The sequence below is a fragment of the Sphingopyxis sp. NFH-91 genome, from assembly GCF_021401285.1.
Lineage (GTDB): Bacteria > Pseudomonadota > Alphaproteobacteria > Sphingomonadales > Sphingomonadaceae > Sphingopyxis > Sphingopyxis terrae_A.
In genome coordinates, this window is record NZ_JACBGA010000002.1 from 302815 (window position 1) to 320483 (window position 17669).

15 protein-coding genes and 1 pseudogene are annotated in these 17669 nt (G+C 62.5%); 5 read left to right on the forward strand and 11 right to left on the reverse strand.

What is annotated here, in order from left to right:
* The first annotated feature begins 191 nt into the window (after positions 1 to 191).
* Both L0963_RS06420 and L0963_RS06425 read left to right on the forward strand, forming a co-directional pair.
* Complete coding sequence (locus L0963_RS06420; RefSeq protein ID WP_234178882.1) at positions 192 to 4901, forward strand: RHS repeat-associated core domain-containing protein; 4710 nt, start codon at positions 192 to 194, stop codon at positions 4899 to 4901.
* A 1-nt stretch (position 4902) separates the two neighbouring features.
* Positions 4903 to 5199 carry a hypothetical protein gene (locus tag L0963_RS06425; protein WP_234178884.1) on the forward strand — a complete coding sequence of 99 codons (297 nt, stop codon included), beginning with the start codon at positions 4903 to 4905 and terminating at the stop codon, positions 5197 to 5199.
* Between the two features lie 169 nt (positions 5200 to 5368).
* On the opposite strand, the gene virB11 is transcribed toward L0963_RS06425, so the two are convergent.
* From virB11 to L0963_RS06465, 8 genes are read right to left on the reverse strand one after another with little or no spacing between them, the layout of a single operon-like run.
* Positions 5369 to 6370 (reverse strand): P-type DNA transfer ATPase VirB11, encoded by a 1002-nt coding sequence (virB11, locus tag L0963_RS06430; RefSeq protein ID WP_234178886.1) that lies wholly within the window; start codon positions 6368 to 6370, stop codon positions 5369 to 5371.
* Positions 6367 to 7461, reverse strand: coding sequence for a TrbI/VirB10 family protein (locus tag L0963_RS19815; protein ID WP_326490179.1), 1095 nt, complete (start codon positions 7459 to 7461; stop codon positions 6367 to 6369). Before L0963_RS19815 ends, virB11 begins: the two co-directional genes overlap by 4 nt.
* Positions 7458 to 8156 carry a TrbG/VirB9 family P-type conjugative transfer protein gene (locus tag L0963_RS06440; protein ID WP_234178888.1) on the reverse strand — a complete coding sequence of 233 codons (699 nt, stop codon included), beginning with the start codon at positions 8154 to 8156 and terminating at the stop codon, positions 7458 to 7460. Before L0963_RS06440 ends, L0963_RS19815 begins: the two co-directional genes overlap by 4 nt.
* The gene (locus tag L0963_RS06445) at positions 8153 to 8911 is read right to left on the reverse strand and encodes a virB8 family protein (RefSeq protein ID WP_234178890.1); all 759 of its coding nucleotides are present in this window, start codon (positions 8909 to 8911) and stop codon (positions 8153 to 8155) included. The genes L0963_RS06440 and L0963_RS06445 overlap by 4 nt, the downstream gene beginning before the upstream one ends.
* Positions 8908 to 10131 carry a type IV secretion system protein gene (locus tag L0963_RS06450; RefSeq protein ID WP_234178892.1) on the reverse strand — a complete coding sequence of 408 codons (1224 nt, stop codon included), beginning with the start codon at positions 10129 to 10131 and terminating at the stop codon, positions 8908 to 8910. Before L0963_RS06450 ends, L0963_RS06445 begins: the two co-directional genes overlap by 4 nt.
* Positions 10131 to 12500, reverse strand: coding sequence for a VirB4 family type IV secretion/conjugal transfer ATPase (locus L0963_RS06455; RefSeq protein ID WP_234178894.1), 2370 nt, complete (start codon positions 12498 to 12500; stop codon positions 10131 to 10133). The genes L0963_RS06450 and L0963_RS06455 overlap by 1 nt, the downstream gene beginning before the upstream one ends.
* On the reverse strand, positions 12479 to 12763 hold the full coding sequence (locus L0963_RS06460; protein ID WP_234178895.1) for a type IV secretion system protein VirB3: 285 nt from the start codon (positions 12761 to 12763) through the stop codon (positions 12479 to 12481). Before L0963_RS06460 ends, L0963_RS06455 begins: the two co-directional genes overlap by 22 nt.
* Before the next feature lie 3 nt (positions 12764 to 12766).
* Complete coding sequence (locus tag L0963_RS06465) at positions 12767 to 13081, reverse strand: TrbC/VirB2 family protein (RefSeq protein ID WP_442800551.1); 315 nt, start codon at positions 13079 to 13081, stop codon at positions 12767 to 12769.
* Positions 13082 to 13258: 177 nt separating this feature from the next.
* On the opposite strand from L0963_RS06465, the gene L0963_RS06470 reads away from it, so the two are divergent.
* On the forward strand, positions 13259 to 13639 hold the full coding sequence (locus L0963_RS06470; protein ID WP_234178897.1) for a TrbC/VirB2 family protein: 381 nt from the start codon (positions 13259 to 13261) through the stop codon (positions 13637 to 13639).
* 109 nt (positions 13640 to 13748) lie between these two features.
* On the opposite strand, the gene L0963_RS06475 is transcribed toward L0963_RS06470, so the two are convergent.
* Together L0963_RS06475 and L0963_RS06480 are read right to left on the reverse strand one after the other, a co-directional pair.
* Complete coding sequence (locus L0963_RS06475) at positions 13749 to 14072, reverse strand: hypothetical protein (RefSeq protein ID WP_234178899.1); 324 nt, start codon at positions 14070 to 14072, stop codon at positions 13749 to 13751.
* 193 nt (positions 14073 to 14265) lie between these two features.
* Positions 14266 to 15621 (reverse strand): RHS repeat-associated core domain-containing protein, encoded by a 1356-nt coding sequence (locus tag L0963_RS06480; RefSeq protein ID WP_234178901.1) that lies wholly within the window; start codon positions 15619 to 15621, stop codon positions 14266 to 14268.
* A 704-nt stretch (positions 15622 to 16325) separates the two neighbouring features.
* On the opposite strand from L0963_RS06480, the gene L0963_RS06485 reads away from it, so the two are divergent.
* Positions 16326 to 16649 (forward strand): DUF736 domain-containing protein, encoded by a 324-nt coding sequence (locus tag L0963_RS06485; RefSeq protein ID WP_217372236.1) that lies wholly within the window; start codon positions 16326 to 16328, stop codon positions 16647 to 16649.
* Between the two features lie 89 nt (positions 16650 to 16738).
* Here L0963_RS06485 and L0963_RS06490 read toward each other — a convergent pair whose 3' ends face one another.
* Positions 16739 to 16966 carry a helix-turn-helix transcriptional regulator gene (locus L0963_RS06490; RefSeq protein WP_062903226.1) on the reverse strand — a complete coding sequence of 76 codons (228 nt, stop codon included), beginning with the start codon at positions 16964 to 16966 and terminating at the stop codon, positions 16739 to 16741.
* Positions 16967 to 17501: 535 nt separating this feature from the next.
* Between L0963_RS06490 and L0963_RS06495 the strand changes: the two are divergent.
* Positions 17502 to 17609: pseudogene (locus tag L0963_RS06495) on the forward strand (nucleotidyltransferase); the annotation flags it as partial.
* Positions 17610 to 17669: the final 60 nt, after the last annotated feature.

The following is a 17669-nucleotide window of genomic DNA, read 5'->3' on the forward strand; positions in this document are numbered from 1 at the left end:
TACCCAATCAATGAAATCTGTTTCAGAATCGGTTATTCGAACGAAACAACCAAATTGGATCCAATAAATCAAACGTATAACTTAGCCATTCGAAGACTGACATATTGACGACGCTCATGGTCTATTTAGCCTTCCATCTCACGCTTTGAAGGGCCAATTCCAGCAGCCCTTCGCAACACGGGGAACTGTGGATGGCTAGGCTTGCGCAAATTTTTCGGGCAGTTTCCATCTTTCTGGCGATGCTGGCTGCATGCCCGAGCCTTGCGCAAACTCCGCTTCCCGGCACCACGCCGACTCCAAATCCGCCGGGCCAATGGTCGACCGGCGTTCCGGGGTCCGCCACTGAATATTTCCCAACTCCCGACCTAGCGTGCCGCCGACAACATCAGGCCTATAACCCGGGAGCGACCTATCAGCCGCCGACTTATGGGGCATATTGGGTGTTCAGATGCAACTGGATCGCGAGTCAATCCGGTGGGCCTCCCGGATCCAACACAATTCTACCTGGCAGCGTTTATCTTACCTGCCCGAGTGGCTATGTCCGCAGCCGAGCAAGCGGCTGCCGCCCGGATTCCGGGAATGAGCCCGAATGCGATTGCACGGAACTCAGTCAACCGGTCGGGACGCTGCCGAACCCGCTGATCGGCAATCCTGTGTCGATCGCGACCGGCTCAAAAACCGAGTATCAGGTTGATTATGAATCCGCAGACGGCCTGTTTCAGGTTGCCAGATATTACAGGAGCCTGCAGCATAATGCCGACCGGCAATCGACAACGCCCATCCCCGGCTTCGGGCCAAACTGGCACGGGATCCTCCCCGGCCGCATCGCTGTCTACGGGTCCTATACACACAAGGTCGAGTATCTGCCGGTCACCGGTGGCTATGACATGTTCAAGGCGGCCAACACTGTAAATCGATCCGTTTGGACGTTCGTTCCGGACAATAATGACGGGCTCCATCCCGAGGGCAGCACCCGCCGAAAATTCGAGGTCACGACGACGCCCACGGTGGACCGGACGACATTCTTCAACTCGGGCGCGGCCGTGGTCGATGGCCCCGCCGAATTCAAGCTGAGCGAAGCTGACGGCAGTTATACGCTGTATCGCCGGGCAGGCGCTTATAATGCTGGCGACGAAATGCGCTATCTGGTGCCGATCGAACAGGTCAGTAGCACCGGCTATGCGCGCTATTTCGACTATGATGACACCGGCGAATATCCAACCAAGATAACCGACAGCTTCGGGCGCGAGATGACGCTGAGCTGGACAGAAGCCCAATTGCAGACCGTGTATGTCCCGACGGGCGGCGGGCCGAGCAGCAACATTCTTTATGACGGTCCGACGAAGATCAAGGTAATCAGTCAGATTGCTCTGCCGGACGGCACCAAGCTCGTTTACAGCTATGGCAGCACATCGACGGAAAGCCGGATTGGCCGCGAGGACAAGCTGACCCGCGTCAGCCGGCAGGATGCCCTCGGCACGGAATTGTGGGCCCGGGAATATCTCTACGAGGATAGCCTCCATCCCTATGCGCTCACCGGCATGGTGGACCAGAACGGGCAGCGGCTCTCGACATACACCTACCACCCCTATGGCTTGGTCAAGAGCTCCGAGCGCGCGGGAGGGTTTGGGCGGATCGATATCGAATACAGCCGCGATGCGCCGAACTCTCGGACCTATCGCGCCGTCACCAATCCGCTAGGGCGCGAAGAGAAATATGAATTCTACCGAAACCTTGGGGCGCTGCGAAATGTGCCGAGCGCACTGGCGCGTTTCGATGGCTTTGCAACGGCTAGCGTGCCCGCCGAAACCCGCGCCTATACCTATGCCTTCTCCAGCAGCTGGAGCCGCATCGTATTGTTGACGAAGGCGGTCGATGCGCGCGGAACGGTGACGAACTTCACAAACGATGCAGGTCAGCTTCGTCCCACGTCGATCCAGGAAGCAGCCGGCACCGGAGTGACACGAACACGGACAATCCAGTGGCACCCCACGCTTGACTTGCCCACGCGGATCGATGTTCCCGGCCTGCGTACCGAATTTACCTATGGATCGACAGGTAAACTTTTAACGCGGACCCTTACCGATACGACCACCCACAGCTTACCCTATGCCACCGCGGGACAAACGCGAACGGAAAGCTATAGCTGGGGGCCGGGAGGGCGCCTCCTGTCGATCGACGGGCCGAAAGCGGCATTGGGTACGCTCGACGATATTACGAGCTTTACCTATGACAGCGCCGGGAATCTGCTCTCAATGACCAATGGCCTCGGCCAGGTCACGACCTTCGCCGACTATGACGCAAATGGCCGTCCGGGGTCGATGACCGACCCCAATGGCGTGGAGACGCAGTTCGCCTATGACGCGCTCGGACGCTTACAGTCGAACACGGTAAAGCATCCAACGACGCCAGCGCTCGATGCCACCACGAGCTATGACTATGATGTAGAGGGGCGCGTGACCGGCATCACCCTGCCCGCCACCGGGACATTGAGCTTCACCTATGATCTTGCCGGCCAGCTCCTTGAGATGACGGCCCCGGATGGCGAGAAGATCAGCTTCTCGCACGACGCCATGGGTAATGTCACCGAGGAAAAGATTTTGCGGGCCGACGGTGCGGTGCGGGGCACGACGACGCGAACCTTCGATAGCATTGGCCGCATGCTCACCGAAACGCTTGGCCCAGGCCGCACGACGGCGTGGGAATATGACAAGAACGGCAACCCGGTGCGCACGACGTCGCCGCGCAGCTATGCAACCGACATGGCGTTCGACGCGCTCAATCGCCTGACCTCCACGCTTGCGCCTGACACCGGCTCGACCGCCACACAGTATAATGCGCGCGACGAGATGACGCAGTTCACCGACGCGGTGTCCGTACAGACGAGCTTTGTGCGCAACGGTTTTGGCGAGGTAATCCAGGAGACCAGTCCGGACCGTGGCACCAGCAGCTATTACTATGATGTCGCCGGAGATCTCGTCGCGGCGATCGATGGCCGCGGCCAGCGTGTCGATTATACGCGCGACATATTGGGGCGCGTCACGGCGAAGACGCCGGTTGGCCGTCCCGCTTCGGAAACTATCACTTATTCATACGATAGCGGCGGGGCATCTGGCTGTTACTGTGTCGGGCGCCTTGCCAGTATGACCGACGCCAGCGGCACGACAAACTTCGGCTACGATCATCGCGGCAATCTGACAGTGAAAGCGCAGCCGGTTGGAACGTTGAGCTGGACTTACGATCTTGCCGACCGCATCGTCGAGATGCGCTATCCAAGCGGCCGTGATGTTGCCTATGTCCGCGACAGCAAAGGCCGGATAATCGAGGTCAAGACCCGGGCAGATCCCGGCTCCGCCTGGACGCAGCTCGCCTCCAACATCACGTACGAGCCCTTCGGCCCTATGAAATCGGCCGACCTCGGCAATGGGCTGAAGCTATCACAAGACTGGGGAAGCGACCGGCGGCTTGCGGCCAAGCGGCTGCATACGGGCACAGGTGCCGACATATGGCACCTTAGCTATAGCTATGATGATGACGATAATATCACGTTGATCACCGATCTGGTTACCAGCGCGAACAGTCGAAGCTTTGGCTACGACAGCGTCGATCGCCTGACGCGCGCAGACGGCGCGGGGGGCGCCTACGCACGTGAGGACTATGTCCACGACAAGAATGGCAACCGCATTGCGGTTGAGCGGCGCATCAACGTCGGCGACACGACTCCGGCGGAGAGCGACAATTACGCGCGCACGAGCGGAACGAACCGTATCGCGACGGTCGCGCTGGGTACCGGCGGAACCCGCAACTTCACGCATGACGCGCGCGGCAATCTGATCGGCGAAGTGCAGCCCGGTGTTGCACTGACGCTGACTTATGACGGTCATGCGCGCCTCGTCAGCTATGCCGAGGCGGGTGCTTCGGCGCAGGCAATGCTCTACAATGGGTTCGACGAGCGCGTCGGGCTGACTACCATGCTAGGCGGCAGTGCAGTCGATGATCGGCGCTTTGTCTATGACGAAGGCCATCGCATCACGGGCGAGTATGGGTCCATCATAGGAGATCTTCGCGCCGAGTATATCTGGATGCAGCCCTCGGTTGGCGAGGCTGGTTCTTTCGGCGGCGGCAACGGTCTCGGTGGTTACATGCCGCTTGCGGTCGCGGTGCCGGACGTCGCTAGCACGAAGCTGCTTTGGACGCAGGGAAATCACCTCGGCACTCCGGGGGTGACCACTGACACGAGCGGAGCGGTCGTAACACCAAGTGGCTATGGCCGGATCGGGTTCCCAGGGCAGATCGAGCAGCACGCCGGTCTCTATTACAATTATTACCGTGATTATGATGCATCGACAGGTCGATACGTGCAGGCTGATCCGATCGGACTGGAAGGAGGCAGCAATCCATATTTGTATGCGGAATCTAGCCCACTGAATAACGTTGATCCTGACGGTCTCCAAGTTGGCGCTTGGGACCCAAGTCCAAGCTTCGTTCCTGAGCAGCCAGTCCGGTGGGCCATCGATCCGGCGCCACCAATGGGTTGCATTAGAGATCATACAGGCAAGATCCGATTTTGTGATCCGCCCATTGAGGAAATTTACCCCGAACAATGGTTAATTCCGGCGGAGCGAGGAGTGGCCGCTTGCTGGCAATTCGCTAAAGGTGTTCGTGTTTGGCGTTCGGTTCAGTATGCACGGTACGTCAGAATGCGGGGGCTCCAAGATCCCGTAAGCCACAATTTCCCATACTCATTCGATAAGCTTATTCTAAAGGGAAATCCTCAAATACTTAATAATGGATATAGGAGGTACAGACATCCTGGATTCATGAATAAAACGAGAGGTGTATATGAAATAGGTGTCACTAAAACCGGAATTATAAATCACAGATTTTTTAGGCCTGATTAACATGAAGCCAATATTAATAGTAGATGGAATGATGTCAGGAACAGGAATTAGGGACGGGTTAAATGGAGGATACGTAAATTTAACCGACCTGCCAATTTCCGAATCTTTGATATCGCAAATATGTTCTTGGAAGAAACAATATGAATATGAGCACAATGAGGGATACCCGGACCTTAAAATAATATCTGATCTTGATGAGCAAGGAGTTTCTATAGCCCGTTCCATTAAGAGCGAAATTAAAGACGCAGATGTAAGGTATTTTTCAGATGCTAAAATGGAAACATTCTATATCGGCTAAAATTTATTAAAATCGATAAATTGATTTAGGGTCAGGGCCCGTTAATTCCGCGCTCGAGGTTTGAAGCGATTTTGCTCAGACCGAGGAGAAATGGTGAGGTGCCTTCCGGCTTTCCACCGGCCGAGATTGGAGCCCAGCAGATTTAGTTCTGTTGTCCAGACAATATGAATTACGATAAGCTTGCTATCCGCACATAGGTGCCCGACACACGTCGCCCGCCCGCTTCTCGGCTCAACTGCAGCACCACATCCACCGTGGTCCGCACATAAGCCAAAATATCCTCGCGCTGGAGCGTTGAGCCGCCTTCCAGAACCAGCAACGCCAGCTGCTCGAATGCTCGGTCGACGCTATCGGCGTGGATGGTGGTCATTGACCCCGGATGACCGGTGTTGATCGCACGCAGAAAGGCAAAGGCCTCAGGCCCGCGCAGCTCACCAAGAATGATCCGATCAGGCCGCATGCGCAGCGACGCGGACACGAGGTCATTCGCCGTCACCGCCGCTTCGCCAAGCGCGCTGCGCGCCGCGATCAGCCGGACTGCATTCTCGTGAGTGAAGCGGATTTCGGGCGTGTCCTCGATCAGGATCAGCCGCTCATCCGTCGGTATCTCGCGGATCAGCGCATTGAGGAACGTCGTCTTGCCCGACGACGTGCCGCCGGAAATGAGAATATTGAGCCGGCCTTGCACCGCGGCGCGCAGGCCGCCGGCGACATCGCCCGCATCGATCAGTGCGCGGACCTCCTCGAGCGCGACATCCTGCTTGGCGATGCCCGCCTGCACGTCGCGGAACGCGTCGGCGCGCACATAATCGTCGAGCGTCAGATCAGCCGATACATGTTTGCGGATCGCGATCGCATAGTCGCCGCGGGTCGCGGGCGGGGCAGCGACCTGGATACGCGAGCCGCCGGGAAGGCTTGCCGAGAGCAGAGGGTGCGCACGGCTGATGCCCTGGTGACTGAGCGCGGCGACCTGCCGCGCGAGCCGCGGCAGCAGCGCCGCATCGAGCGCGGGGACGTCATGGCGCTCGATTGATCCGCCCAGGGTTTCGAGCCAGAGCTCGCCGGGGCGGTTGATATAGATGTCGGTGACGTCGGCTCGTTCGAGCGCGAATGCGAGCGGGGCGAGGTAGCTGCCGAGATAGACGCGGTCGGCGATGGCTGCGACGCTCATCGGCGCGCCTCGACCGAAGTGAAGTCGAGATCGCGCGCGACGAACACGCTGATGCTCGTTCCCTGCCGAACGCTGAGGGTCGGCGGGATCTGGGTCGCGGGCATGGTCGTGGTTGTTCCGGGAAAGGAGCCGGGAAGCGCGACCACCACCGAGTCTCCTGCCGACCGCGCCGCGAGATTACCGCCGATCATCAGCGCCGACTGGAGGATCGCGCCGGCAAAGCGCTCGAAGAAATGGCTGTCGACCTTGGCGCGCACCCCGCCCACGCCGACAGGATCGGTCGTCGGCGAGGCGAGCGCGATGGTGACGCCGTCGGGGCGGATGAGGCGCGTCCAGGTCACGAAGGCGCGCTTCTGGCCGGGCGCTGTGTCCGAGCGATATTCGCCAATGAGACGGCTGCCGCGCGGGATGAGGACGCGGGTGCCGTCGAACCCATAGACGTCGCGCTGGACGAGCGCGCGCGCATAGCCCGATCCCGTCGAATTAAACGCCGTCTCCAGCACCGCGGGAATGAGGCTGCCTTGCGGAACCGTCGTTGCGCGTTCGGACATCGCGCCCGCTCGGCTGCGGGCCGCGACATCGACAATGAGTGCGCCGCCGTCCTTGGCCCCCTCGCCGCGCTCCGATGCAGCGCCCGGCTGCCCGCCGTCGACGACGAGGATCGCGCCGCTGGCGGTCCGCGGCGGGGCTGCGGGCGGTGGCGGCGGTGCGTAGCTGATCGGCGGCGGGGCCGGATAGCTCGGTGCGCTGCTGGAGGGCAGCGCCGTGCGCGGGGGCGGCGCGGGCGGTGTCGGCTGCGGCGTGGGTGCCTCGGCAACAAGCGCCGGCGGTGCGGCGAGAACGCCTGGCGGGATATAGAGCGGAGGAGGTGCATCGGACGTTGCCGCGGCGAGATCGGCGCGCACCGGCTTCACGGCGGGGGCACTCAGCGCGCGGCGGCGCGCATCAAGCACCGAGAAGAGGAGGCCTGCAGCGATGAGCGCACCGATGACGATGACGATCATCGGCACCCCGCCCCTCGGCCGCGCGACGCGGGGCAGCACGCCGCGCTCGGCGGGCGCCTCGGCCGCGGAGGTATCGGCCGCGCTCACTGCTTTGGCTCCTTCGGGATATAGCGCTTCGCGCGCGCGGTCTTGCGGTCGATACGGAAGAGCAGCTCGCGATGCACGCCGTCGAGCACGTAATGCCCGGCGCGCATATTGCCATTGGCAAGCCGCTCGCGGCCATAATCGTCGATGAAGAAGACCGCGGGAAGCGGCAGCTCGGCGGGCCATTCGATGAAGGTCTTGGCGCCGTCGTCGCTCATCCTGGCGGGCCAGAGCGTCTTGGTGCCGCTCAGCCGATATTGGCCGACGGGCTCGCCCATCGCCGCGCCTGCTGCGCCGCCGGAGTCCGGCTCGGCGGGATAGCGAAAGCGGATCTCGTAGGGCGGCGTGCCATAGGTCGGTACGAGGTCGAAGGCATAGAAGCGCGCGCTGGTGATCACGGTCATGTTCGTCGCGACGCCCTCTTGCGCCGGGCGTACGAACAACATGTTCCCGCTCTGGCTCGCCGCGACCTGCCAGGCGCCGCTGTCGCCGACCGCGACATTCTGGATGCGCTCGTCGGGCGCGAGCGCGATCAGCGTCTGGTAGCCGGGCGCACCGCGCACCTCGACGACCTGATAGCGGTGGTAGTCAACCGTCTGCATGCGCTGGTCGCCACCGGGATTGGGGGCGGGCTGCACCTGCGCTGCCGCCGGCAAGCCGATGAATGCGCTACCGAGGAAGACAAGGCGCCCGATCATGGCGCCGCCTGCGCGGACGGCGGCGTCGCTGCGCCCGTACCGCTTTGCGACGCTGCTTCGGGCGCAGACGCCTGCGGCAGCGCCTCGGCGCTCTTGCGATAGCTGCTGACCTTGAACCCGAGCGGGTTGATCATGCGGTCGGCGACGCTCATCGGCTCGCCGCTATAGCTGTACCGCACCACCGTCACCCAGGGCTCGGAAGGATAGGTGCGACCATTGGCGTCGCGGCGCTGCGTATCGAACCGCACCATCGCCGTGTCTTGGCCGAGCGGAGTGACGCTCTTGACCTCGACATCGACGAAAGAGGAGCGCGGCAGCCGCGCGAGCGGGCTGGCGGGGTTCGATACCTGCATCCCGGCAAGATAGGCCTCGCGCGCAGAGCCTGCCGACCAGAGCGCGACCTTGCGATAATCCTTTTGCAGGAGGTCGATATCGAACCCCTCGCGCGCGATGACATATTGGACGAGGAAGGACTGGGTAAGGGCGCGGTCGGGCGTGAGCGTATCGGGCTCGAGCGGCCGCAGCTGCTGGACATAGCCCGTCTGGCGGTCGACGAGCAGCGTATAGGGCTCGACGGTCTTGAGCGGTGTGAGGAAGAGCAATGCCAGCGCCTCGCACACCGCGATCGTGGCGGCGCCCCCGGCAACCCACCAGGCGATGCGGCGCGACGCGCGCAGCGCGTCGCCGCGATCCTTCGCCCAGCTGTCGGCCTCGGCATAATAAGCGTCGAGCGCTTCGCGGCTGGTCTTGGTCATAGGCGTTTGTCCCTGGCGATCGCGCGCGAAGAAATACGCGGCCGTATGCGCCGGTCGGCAGCGCTTGCCGCCGGCGCGCGCGTGCCGCGATGGTCGTCGATCCTTGCTGTACTGCGCGCGATCTGCCGCGCGCGGCTGCTTCCGCCGCCGTTCCCGTCGGCCGCGAGCGCCTCGCGGCGCTGGCTCATCGCGATGGCGTCGGCGACCGCGGCGGCGCGTGAGCGGCTTTCGATCGGCGGATGCGCGGCCCGGATCGGACGCTCGCCCTCGGCGCGCGGCGCGGCTGATGTATATCCGCTCCCGCTCGGCGAGCCCATCCACGCCGGGATGCGCAGGCTATAGGCGGTGCGCGCGACGAGGAGCAGGACCCCGGCGAGCGCGAGCGCGAAGATCGTCGTCGCCGCGAGCAGCTGCGCGGGCACGCCGATGATATCGAGATCGCCGGCGCGCCGTGCGAGCAGGCTCGCAAGCCAGGGCTCGACGAACGCGAGTTCGATGCCGAGGGTGATGGCAATGGCAAGGCTGCCGAGCGCGGTTCCGAGCAGCGCCTTCAGCCAGCCTTCAAAGAGCCCGCGCGTTCCGTCGAAGAGCAGGAAGGCGGCGAACACCGGCGCGAGCGCGAGCAGTAGTCCCGCCCCGATCCGCACCAGCGCGAACGAGGCGATCGTCGCAACTAGAAAAATCACCCGCGCAAAGCCTAGCGCGAAGCTGTCGAACCCGAGGAAAGGCGGCGGCGGCACCGAGGGCATCATCGGCTGCCCATTGGGCCCGAGCGGCGGTGCACCGACGCCGTCGATCGCGAGCAGCTTCAGCGCCTGGTCAACGGCGTCGATCCGTCCGACCAGCCCACCGCCGCTCCCCGCGAGCCCTGCGGGAGTGCCGATCGCTGCGGCCAGCTCGGCGGGCGCGCGCAGGATGATATCATAGACGATCGCCTGGTAGGCGGGCCAGCTCGTCGCCAGCAGCAGCACCAGCCCGAGCTTGACGAAGGTCAGCACGCCTTCGCGGACCCCGGGCGTGTGGCCGAGCAGCATGCGATAGCCGAAGAAGGCGATCAACAGCGTCACCATGCCCGTCAGCAGGATCGAGGCGCTCGATCCTGGCGCGGCGAGGGCCTTGTACCCCTCGGCGCCGAGCATCTGCGCCTGGCAGTCGAGGAAGCGGATCGCGCTTGGCGCAAAGCTCTCGGCGGGCGGAATCGCGTTGCAGGCCGCGGCCATCAGGCGCGCTCCATGAGGTGGTCGTACCACGCCTCGGGCGCATCGCCGTGAACAGCGCGCAGCTCGTCAAGCAGGCGTACGGTGCGCTCGCGGCCCGACAGGATGGTGAGCAGTTCGCGTTCGCCGGCAAGGTTCAGGCGGACGACGACGCCTTCATTGCCATGTTTGACGAGGAAGCAATGCGCGCTGTCGGGGAGCGAGCGCACAAGCTCATATTCATGGGGGGTGAGCCCGAAGCCATCGACATAATCATCGGCGCGCGCCTTGGGGTTCGCCATGAAGATCTGCGTCGCGGCCTGCTCGATGATCGCGCTCGCGATCCGGCTTTCGAGCGCGTCCTGCGCGCTTTGCGTCGCAAAACCGACGATGCCGTTGCGCTTGCGGATCGTCTTTTCCCAATCCTTGATCCGGCGCACGAACACATCGTCGTCGAGCGCCTTCCAGCCCTCGTCGACGACGATGATCGCCGGGCTGCCGTCGAGCCGCTCCTCGACGCGGTGGAAGAGATACATCATCGCGGGCGTGCGCACCGCCGGATCGTCGAGAATCTGCGTCATGTCGAACCCGACCGAGCGCGCGTCGAGATCGGTCGCATCGACCTCATTGTCGAAGAGCCAGGCGCGCTCGCCGTCGCCCCACCAGGGCCGGAGCCGCGACCAGAGGTCGCCGGCGTGCGGACGTTGCCCGCCGCGGAACAGCTCGACGATATGGCGCAGCCGCCGATGGTGCGGTGGCTGCGCGAAATTGGCGTCGACCGCGTCCTTGATCTGGGCGAGTTCCTCAACATCGGCGGTGCCCGCGAGTAGCGCGAGCCAATCGATCAGGAATTGGCGATTGGCGGCATTGTCTTCGAGGTGCAGCGGGTTGAGCCCAGAGGGCGTCCCCGGTCGCAGCACGTCGTAGCGCCCGCCGATCGCGCGGATGAAGAGTTCGCCGCCGCGGTCCTTGTCGAAGAAGATGATGCGCGGATCGAACTTGCGTGCCTGCGCGAGGAGGAAGTTGAGCGCGACCGTCTTGCCCGACCCCGAGGGGCCGATGATCGTGAAATTGCCAAGATCGCCCTGGTGGAAGTTGAAGAAATACGGCCCTGCGGCGGTGGTCTCGAGCAAGCTCACCGCCTCGCCCCAATGATTGCCTTCGGCTTGCCCGAGCGCGAAATTATGCCCGCTCGCAAGCCCCGCGAAATTGCCCGTCGAGACGAGCCCGCGCCGCGCGATATATTTGAAGTTGCCAGGGAACTGCGCCCAGAAGGCGGGCTCGAGCGCGATTTCTTCGCGCACCGCGATGATGCCGAGATCGGCGAGTGCCGCCTGCGCCTCCGCGACGCCGGCATCGACGTCGCCGGGCGAGCCTGCGCGGATCGCGATCGTCATGTGATGCTCGCCAAATCCCGATCGCCCCGCCGCGACCTCGTCCTTGGCGTGCGAGAGCTCGGAGCGCAGGCTGAGCGCTTCGTCCTCGGCCGAGCGCATCCGCCGCAGTGTCAGGTTCATGCGGCCGAGCGCAGCCTGCCGCTCGACGAAGCCGAAGGACTGGGTGACGGTCAGCTCGAACGGCAAGCGCAGCAGCTCGTCGAACATCCCGGGACTGGTCTGTCCCGGATAGTCCTTGATCGAGACGATGCCGACATAGCTGCGCTCCGCATCGCCCGCGGGTGCAAGCTCAATCGCTTCCTGCCCGAAGCTGATCCGCCGGTCAGGCAGATAGGCGCCGGCATCCTGCATCGGCAAGCGGCGCGGCAGTGTCTCGCCATTGAAGAGCGTTGAGAAAAACTCGAGCGGTTCGGAGCAGGGGCCGACGCCGCCATCATAAACCGACAGCAGCCGCGGCTCATAGCTGCCGAGCGCCGCCATCAGCGCTTCGCGCGCGGCGTCGAGCTGGCGCAGGTCCTGCGCCGCCGTCTCGACCGGCGCGGTGGTGCGACCAAGCTTCTCTCGCAGTCCGTCGAGCAGCCCGACGCGGCCTTGCAACGGGCGGCGCACCAAGGTGAGATAGAGGTCGTTGACGAAGAGTTGTCGCCGCGCGAGGCGGCCGTTCCAGGCAGCATCGAGGCGCGCGGAGAAGTCGTCGGGAAAGTCGCCGCCGAGGCCGGCATCGACGCGGCGGCGGACGATATGGTGGTAGACGGCGAAGCGCGATGAGCCGATCGCTTGCAGCATCGCGTCGCGCAGGCGCTTGCGATAGTTGATTTCGTCGGTATCGGCGGTCTCGAACAGCAGGCCGCGCATTGCGATCACTTGGATGAGCAGGCCGTCGCGCGTCGCGACCGTGTGATCGTTCACATGGTGGCTGTAGGGCAGGTGGCGCCCGGCGGGCGCCTCGCGGGCAACGACCTTGGGCGAGGATGTCAGGGCCGGTAGGAGTTGCATCGCCAGATCGAGAAATTGCGGATGCGCGGACAGCGACCGAGCCGCGTCAGCCAAAGGTCGAAGAAGCGAGGCTCACGCAGGCACAGCAGCATGCCCGCGAAATGAATGACGAGCGCGGCAACGAGCGCCCAGACCGTCCGAAAGATCAGGAATAGCTCGGTCGCGACGATCGCATTGGCCACGAAATAGCTATAGGTGACGCCCGCAAACATCTGCGGGCGCGTCAATGCCACGAACACCGCGTCGCGCTCGACCCCGTTCATGGCCTAGCGGCCCAGGCTGGCGGTGGACTGGATGCCCGCGACGATGCTCGCGGCCCCGAAGAGAATGAAGCAGCCGATGATCACCGTGGCGCCGTAGCGCCAGTTGATGCGCCCGGTGAGCATCAGCAGGCCGACGGTCGCGACCGCGATCACGGCCACAACGGTCGCGATAGTTCCGAGCAGCGTTCCTTCGAGCCAGCGCACCGCCGAAACCAGCACGCCCGAACCCGCCGGATCGGCAAGTTCCTGGGCCTGGGCGATGCCCGCATGAAAAAGACCTCCCGCAAAGGCGATGCTCCCGGCAATCCGCGACTTCACACTCACCCGATCACCCCGCATCCCCCTGAACTGTCTCGGCTATTGCCGTCCCAAGGGATAGCCCGCGCGCGGCGCGGCTGCCAAGGTGTAATTGATCCATTACTGCCACAATGGATGCTTGTTTGGCGGGAGGCGCCGTGGTCTAGTTGCGCGTGACACCCCGCCAGAGAGCCCGCGATGTATTTTCCAACCACATCTCTGACCGATCCACCGCTGGATAGTCCGATCGCGGATGGGGTCGCGTGGATTCAAGCTGCGGCCTTGGGTTCGACGGCTACGGTAATTTCGGTGACTGCGGTTGCAGCTGTTGGGCTGCTAATGCTGTCGGGACGGCTCGAATTGAAGCGCGGCATTGCAGTGATTATCGGGTGTTTCACCCTATTCGGCGCGGGAGGTGTCGCAATGGCGCTGACCGGCATAGCGCGCGCTGACGACGCACCAGTCCTGCAGCCGACGCCCCGCCCCGACCCGTTGTCGAATCAAGCGCGGTCCGCGCCGTCGCCCGCTGCATACGATCCTTATGCCGGAGCCTCCGTCCCGCAGGCGCGCCACCATTGAGCGCAACATCCGATTTTCCAGGAAAATATCCGTCTGACAGCAGTAATGGCTTTGACTGCCACCCTAACTCTACCCCTGACGCGTAACAATCAGGGGAGCAAGGCAATCGTTAAGCTCGCAATTTCTCGTTAATCTTTGTAAACTGTTCTTGAAGGGCAGTATCGTCTGGGTAGAATTTCAGAGCATTAAGAACGATATTTCTTGCCTTAACCAAAAGAGCTTTACGCTCTGAGCTCTGGGTGCCAAGCGCCTGAGAATAGAGTTTTCCCGCAGAAATTTCAGAAGCCATGGGGGCTCCAGCAACGGTGGCCCTCTTCAAGGCTGCCATCGCTTCAGCGTCTGACTTGTACATGGATGCTTGCACGTAAAGTTGGTCCAGCGCTTCCCTATTTCCCGTATTGGCTCGGCGCTCAATCTCGTCAAGATTAGCCACCTTGGGTGCGATTGACGTGCTTGGGCTCTCTATTATCACTTTGGAGGGAAGTGCATTTTTCGGACCATTCACCGCCCCTCGAACCTTTTCCGGGGACGTGGATTCTCCACACCCCGAAACCGTCAACATTGAGGATCCGAGCATCAGGGGATAGAATGTCATATGAAGCTTTCGTCTATTATACATGAGCGGATTACTCCTTAGGTGTGAATCGGCGCCACAAGCCGGGATCATTCGGGTTTACCGAGTTGTCGGGCATCTTTCCGTATGTGCCGCCCCCCCAAAAACCCCGCTCTTGTATAGACCGAAATCCACTTCTTCCCGGCGTCGTAGTAAACCATCCATATTTTGTGGGAGCGACCACTGGAATTTTCAAATTATTGGAAAGTATTTGCGCAAATCCATCGGATTCTTGTCCAGTTCTGCAAGACCAAAGCTCAATGTATTTGAACTTGCTCAGATCGTATCGCGCTCTTAGCCAGATCGCGAATCTGTCTGGCCCCATGCACTTTTTGCCGACGCCATTTTCAGATACACAAATGATATCCGGGTTTCCATGCGCGGCGATGTATAGGCCTTCCTTTCTTTTGGCCTGAGGCAGCCTCGCGTATTCCCAGAAGGGAGAGTATGCTATGGCCTCGTTCCCTGGAAGCACATTCAAGAATTCCAATCCTAAGGGATCAATCCGAGATAGTGGATTGGCGCCGACGTAAAGATAGGGATTTTGATTCCCATCCAGTCCGATGGGATCGGCCTGAACATAGCGACCGAGCGTAGGATCATAATCACGATAGTAGTTGTAGTAGAGGTCGGCGTGCTGCTGCGTTTGCCCGGGGAACCCAATTCGATCGTAGCCGGAGGGCGCGATCACGGTGCCGGTCGCGTCGGTCGTGACTACCGATGTGCCAAGGTGGTTGCCCTGGACCCATTGCAGCTTGCTGCCGACGGCGTCGGGCACCGCGACCGCCAACGGCATGTATCCGCCGAGGCCATCACCACCGCCGAACGCCGACGCATCGCCGACCTCGGGCAGGAACCAGATATATTCGGCGCGGAGATCCGCGGTAGTGGCACCATATTCGCCAGTGATGCGATGGCCGATGTCGTAAATGTAGCGTCGCTCCGCAAACGTGCTGCCGTCCAAGCTGATCGTCAGACCCACGCGCTCATCGATGCCGTTGTAGAGCATAGCCTGTGTTTCGGCGCCCGCGATCGAATAGCTCGCGAGCCTTGCATAACCATCATAACCGATCGTGATACTCGGGCCGCCGGGACGCGTCTCGGCAGTGAGGTTGCCACGCGCATCGTGCGTAAAGCTCCGGGTTCCGCCGCCAGCCAGCGCTACGGACGCGATCCGGTTCGTTCCGCTCGTGCGGGTGTAACTATCGCTCTCCGTCGGAACCGTGTCGGCTATGTTGACGCGCCGCTCGACCACGGTGCGTTTGCCATTCTTGTCATGGACATAATCCTCACGTGGGTAGGCGCCGCCCGCGCTGTCCGCGCGCGTCAGGCGATCGACGCTGTCGTAGCCAAAGCTTCGACTGTTCACGGGGCATCCACAACCTCTGCTTAAGTGGTTGTTTTTAATAGATAATCTAACAGACGCTGTTTCTCTCCCACCATTTCTTCCACCACTTTTTCTGAGCGGTGGTGCATAATTTTGGCCGGTCCTGAGGTCTCATGCGTGTCGATCTGGACGAATCGCCGAACCCGAATCGCTTTGCCCGCTTTGAGCTCAAGCGAGCGTTCGGCCGCAGTTCTCCGCGCGTGAGCGCTACCCAGTTTGAGCGCCCGGGAACACACGCGCGCACTGCACACCGTACCCGTACCAAGCCGGGTGACCGCCCGGTGGGCCTTCGTAGCCGGACCAGTCGGTCAATGGCGGCTTTTCGCAGATGGCGTGGGCTCAGTCCGTCGAAGCGGGCGAGGAGAGTATTTGCGATCCTGAAGCGCAATCTGATGGCCCTGTCCTTCGGAAATCTGCTTTCCGTTTCCTTCCGACCTCGGCGACATCCCCGGCGGCGGGCGATGTGACCTGGACCGGCGCGGCGCCCCGCGAAAGTGCGCGCGGCGCGATTATGTCCCCGCGTGCTGTGCACGCTCCTCGCGGCCGCTTCGCTTCACATAATCACGCCGCCCGCACTCCTCCGCTGCGCTGCGGCCCTTGCAGGTTCGCGGGGGCGCCTCAAGCGCCGGTCCCTGGTCCGCCCATGCCGCAGGCATGGTCCCGCGGCACAGTGAAGGAGACGACCAATGGCAGCTATCGGCTTTGTGAACGGCACCATCGACAAGGGTTTCGTGGGCCAGCTCAAGACCCTCTCGATCCGCGCGGCGATCGAGATCCGCACCAACCGCTCGAAGAGCGGCGACGTCCAGCCCGACTACCGGGTCTATTCCGAAGGCGTCGAGATCGGTGCCGGCTGGATCCGCGTCGGCCAGCAGTCAGGCGAACGCTATGTGTCGCTGAGCCTCGCGGCGCCCGAGTTTGGGCCGCGCCGGCTTTATGCGAACCTCGGCCGCGCTGCCGGTCAGGAGAGCGACGACGCCTATGCGATCATCTGGAATGCGGTCGACTGAGACTACACCCGCCCCGCGCCGCAATCCGCGGCGCGGGGATCTGTCGTGCCTCGGGCATTACACCTTTCGTGCCCGGGGCACTTCAATCGTCACGCAGCGTCGCGAGCGCGCTCGAGATCGGCGAGCGTGAAGGACATGGGATTGCGAAGCCAGATGTCGACTTCCCCGACGCGCCAACCACAGCAGCGCGTCGCGAGCTTGTGCTGCGGCGGAAAGGTGCCGGCGCGGATCTTCCGATAGAGGGTAGCGCGACTGAGCCCGGTCAGGTTGAGGACTTCGGTGAGCCGCATAAGGCGGAGGGGGGACTGATATGCCATGTGATGCTTCTCCATGTTTCGGGGGATCATGTTCCGGCGTGAGAGCATTGAAGGGCATTGAGAGGGGCATCGTCAACACCGCAGAAAAGCGCCATTTATTGGATCGTAGTTTAGCGTAGTTTAGCGTAGGTGCGCTGGCGTAGGCTGGCGTACGCTGGCGTATCCTGGAGGGCTGTGGCGTGCTGTGGCGTAGGCGAACATATTTTTCTCAAAGCGTCTCGCCCCCGGCTTTGAAGCGGGACAATGAGGCCGTCTGCGACGGCCGCGCCCAAAATGACGCGCCGCGAGCGGCGCGGAGTCGGTCCGATTCGCAGGATATGAGATGCCGCTGGCGGGCAAGCAGTCGCCGCTTCGCGGCGGCGTCATTTGGTCCCGGCACGGGAGGGACGCAGGCGGGCGTCACTCGCCTCTAGCCCCGCCCGGTCGGGCCGCAACCCGCGCTGCGGGTTCTCCACTGCGTTACGATCCTGCGGATGCAGCCCGCCCGATCATGCGGGTCTTCCGGCTCCTTCCTGCCGCCCCCCTGCGCCCCTTCACCGAGGAAGAACTGCGCTGGCTCGGCGAACGCGTCGAAGAGCTGGGCCGCGCGGTTCATGCCGTTTGTTCGGAGCGCATCGCGCTGCTGGAGACGCAAGCGAAGTAATGCACTGCAGGCCCATATCGCGGTGCTGCATTTGCTGATGACGACCCGACACGTTGCGTG